This is a genomic window from Chromohalobacter sp. 296-RDG, from assembly GCF_029889885.1.
Lineage (GTDB): Bacteria > Pseudomonadota > Gammaproteobacteria > Pseudomonadales > Halomonadaceae > Chromohalobacter.
Map to the genome: position 1 here is coordinate 1 of NZ_JARANY010000127.1, position 3,068 is coordinate 3,068.

Genomic DNA, 3,068 nt, shown 5'->3' on the forward strand with positions numbered 1-3,068 from the left:
GGCATGGGAACAGTATTGGCTTCCCCGGTCGCTGTGGCAGATCACTCCGGCGGGGAAATTGCGTCGCCACAGTGCCATCTCCAGCGCGTCACAGACCAGATCTGCCGTCATTCTGGTGTTCATGGACCAGCCGATGACAGAGCGCGAATACAGGTCAATGATGACGGCCAGATACAGCCAGCCTTCGGAGCTCATCAGGTGCGTGATGTCGCCAGCCCACTTCTGGTTTGGGGCGGTCGCTTCAAAGTCCTGCTCCAGCAAGTTGGGCGCCACAGGCAAGTGATGATCGCTGTCTGTGGTGGCGACAAACTTGCGGGCGGCCTTGAGCACCAGCGCCTGGCGTCGCATGCTGGCCCCAACCGTTTTGACATCATACCGATATCCGTCAGCGGCCAGCGTGGCTTGGATACGACGAGCCCCGTCGCGCTGCTTACCCTGGCAAAACGCTTCTTTCACGCGGCGATCAAGCCTTTTCCGAGCCTGCTCCAATTGGCTGGACTGCAAGCGCGTCTTCTGCCATGTGTAATACCCACTTCGCGACACCCCGAGCACAGACGCCATCCGGGTTACGGAAAACCGGCCACTGTGCTCATGTATAAAGTTGTAGCGCTTCACTTTTGGTTCTTGGCGAAGGTAAGCGATCCACGAACCCCACTAACTCAGAGCGGCAGCGTCTCTTTCCAATGCCAGGGCATCAGCGCATCGAGGTCGTCATCTTCAGCGAGCGTCGGCAGGGTGTCGAACACGAACTGCAGGTACTCGTAGGGTGAGAGGCCGTTGACCTTGGCCGTTTCGATCAGACTGTAGATGGCTGCACTGGCGTGGGCGCCGCGCGGCGTGTGGCTGAAGAGCCAGTTCTTGCGCCCCACCACGAAGGGCCGGATGGCGTTTTCGGCCGGGTTGTTGTCCAGCGGGATCAGACCGTCGTCGAGGAAACGCGTCAGACGGCCCCACTGACCGTCCAGGTAGTGCAGCGCTTTGCCCAGGGCGCTCTTGGGGAGTACCTGGTTGACTGACTTGTCGAGCCACGTCCGCAACTGCTGAATCAAGGGGCGGCTCTTATGGTCCCGCAGCGCTTGCCGAGCCTCGGGCGTCATGCCTTGGGCTTGCTTCTCCACGGCGTAGAGCTTGCGGATCTGGTTGATCGCCCAGTCAGCCTTGCCGGTCTTGCCCTTGGGCTGGGCCTTTTGCGCTTCGACGAATTTACGTCGCGCGTGCGCCCAGCAGCCGGCATGAGGGATGCCGTTACGGCGCACCACCTCGGCATAGCCTTCGTAGCCATCGGTGATCAAACGACCGGCATAGTCCCCCAGCAGGCGCACGGGTACCCGCCCGGCGCGGCTGGCATCATAGTCGAACAGCACGATCTGTTGACCTGGCGGCCCCCCGCGCTGTAGCCACATGTAGGACGTTGAATTCGCTGCTCGGTCGGCTTCTTGATTGACCTGTAGCGTCGTTTCATCCATGTGAATCAACGGCGCTTGAAGCAGGTGCTGGCGTAGCGCTTCGATCAGCGGTGTGAGTCGTTCACCGGCCTGGACCATCCAGCGCGCCAGGGTGTTGCGCGGGATCTCGACGCCATGGCGAGCGAAGATCTGGTTCTGCCGGTAGAGCGGTAGCGCATCCTGATATTTGGCGGTGGCTACGTACGCCAGCAGCGTGGCGCTGGCATTGCTTTTGGGCAGTAACTTGGCCGGCGCCGGGGCGATCTGTACGCCGTCTTCGCAGCTTGGGCAGGCATATTTGTGTCGCACATGACGAATCACTTCGATGCGCGCTGGCACGACGTGGAGCTCCTCGCTGACCTCCGCGCCGATGACCTTGAGCGCGGTGTCGTCTTCGGCGCAATGGCGGGCCTCCTCGGGAAGCTCGTGGACGACCTCGACGCGCGGAAGTTCCGGCGGTAAGGCAATGCGACCGCCGCGGGTGCGGCGCTGGGCCGGTTGACGAGAGGCCGTCTCGGCGTCTTCAGCGGAGGATGCATCGGCCGAGAACGCCTCATCGGTCGAGGCATCTTCCTCATCGACCGCCGCTTCGGCTTCGTTGATGAGAAGATCCCCTTGCTCGATGCGATACTTCTCGGTGGAGGGGCCGAATTGACGCTCGATGGCCAGCCGAAATTGCTCGAATAGCGATTGCTTGGTGGCTTCCCACTGGGCCTCTTTCTTCTCCATCACTTGATGAAGACGCGCAATCTCTTCCTGCTGAGAACGCACTTGTTTCTGCAGCTGAGAGACGGTGGCAGAAGCGGGGGAGGCCGAAGAAGTCATACCACTATTTTACCGAATTCGGCGGCATAAGGGGAGTCAAAAGGCTACCCCACCGACTGAAAATCCAGCACCTGATGAGGCTGCATGACATTCAGATCATAACCATCGAGCAGCCAGTTCAACTCCTGGCCTGAGAGCGTGACCGTATCGCCTGCTACCCGGTCGGGCCACTTGAAGCGTTCGCGTTCCAGGCGCTTGTACCAGACCACGAAGCCGTTGCGCTCCCAGAACAGCAACTTCACCTTGTCGCGTTGGCGGTTGCCGAACACGAACACCGCCGCTTCGAACGGGTTGAGTTCCATGGCCTCCTGAACCAGCAGTGCCAGACCATCGATTTGCTTACGCATATCGACCGGCTCGCGGCAGAGGTAGACGCGCAGTCCGGTATCCGGCCGGATCATGAAGCCACCTCAACAGCGACGAAACGCATCGGCCGATGACGTGGCGGCACGGGTATATTCTGCACCGCCAGGCGCTGCTCCCAAGCCAGCAGTGCGGCCAGATCGAGGCCTTGCTCCTCGGCATAGGCGCTCAAGGCCAATTGCCGGGACGAAGCATGAAACAGATGGCCCAGCCAGTAGGCCTGCGTGGTCGTCAGCTCGTTCATGGTGTTCTCCTCTTCATCAGAGGGCACCAGTTTGCAGAATCCGGCTCAGCTCAAGAAGATGGGTTTTGTGGACCGCTTACCAAAGTTAATATATCTAAACGAGAAATGCAAAGAATATCATGACGACTACATTTCCCATAAAAAAAGCAACCCACATAATGCTAGCAGCATTCTAGCCGACCTCGACAGTG

At 59.9% G+C, this 3,068-nt stretch carries 3 protein-coding genes and 1 pseudogene; all 4 read right to left on the reverse strand.

From position 1 onward, the window contains the following. Positions 1 to 633, reverse strand: a pseudogene (locus OP495_RS16910) (IS3 family transposase); the annotation flags it as partial. A gap of 26 nt (positions 634 to 659) precedes the next feature. Then, positions 660 to 2,270 (reverse strand): IS66 family transposase, encoded by a 1,611-nt coding sequence (locus tag OP495_RS16915; RefSeq protein WP_280563512.1) that lies wholly within the window; start codon positions 2,268 to 2,270, stop codon positions 660 to 662. Positions 2,271 to 2,314: 44 nt separating this feature from the next. Then, positions 2,315 to 2,671 (reverse strand): IS66 family insertion sequence element accessory protein TnpB, encoded by a 357-nt coding sequence (gene tnpB / locus OP495_RS16920; protein WP_280563513.1) that lies wholly within the window; start codon positions 2,669 to 2,671, stop codon positions 2,315 to 2,317. After that, positions 2,668 to 2,877, reverse strand: a complete 210-nt coding sequence (locus OP495_RS16925) for a hypothetical protein (RefSeq protein ID WP_280563514.1) — start codon at positions 2,875 to 2,877, stop codon at positions 2,668 to 2,670. Before OP495_RS16925 ends, tnpB begins: the two co-directional genes overlap by 4 nt. Between the last annotated feature and the right edge of the window lie 191 nt (positions 2,878 to 3,068).

What these genes read in the sequence shown, in the direction of transcription:
- OP495_RS16915 (WP_280563512.1), bottom strand. Translation starts at nt 2,270, where the DNA reads ATGACTTCTTCGGCCTCCCCCGCTTCTGCCACCGTCTCTCAGCTGCAG.
- tnpB (WP_280563513.1), bottom strand. Translation starts at nt 2,671, where the DNA reads ATGATCCGGCCGGATACCGGACTGCGCGTCTACCTCTGCCGCGAGCCG.
- OP495_RS16925 (WP_280563514.1), bottom strand. Translation starts at nt 2,877, where the DNA reads ATGAACGAGCTGACGACCACGCAGGCCTACTGGCTGGGCCATCTGTTT.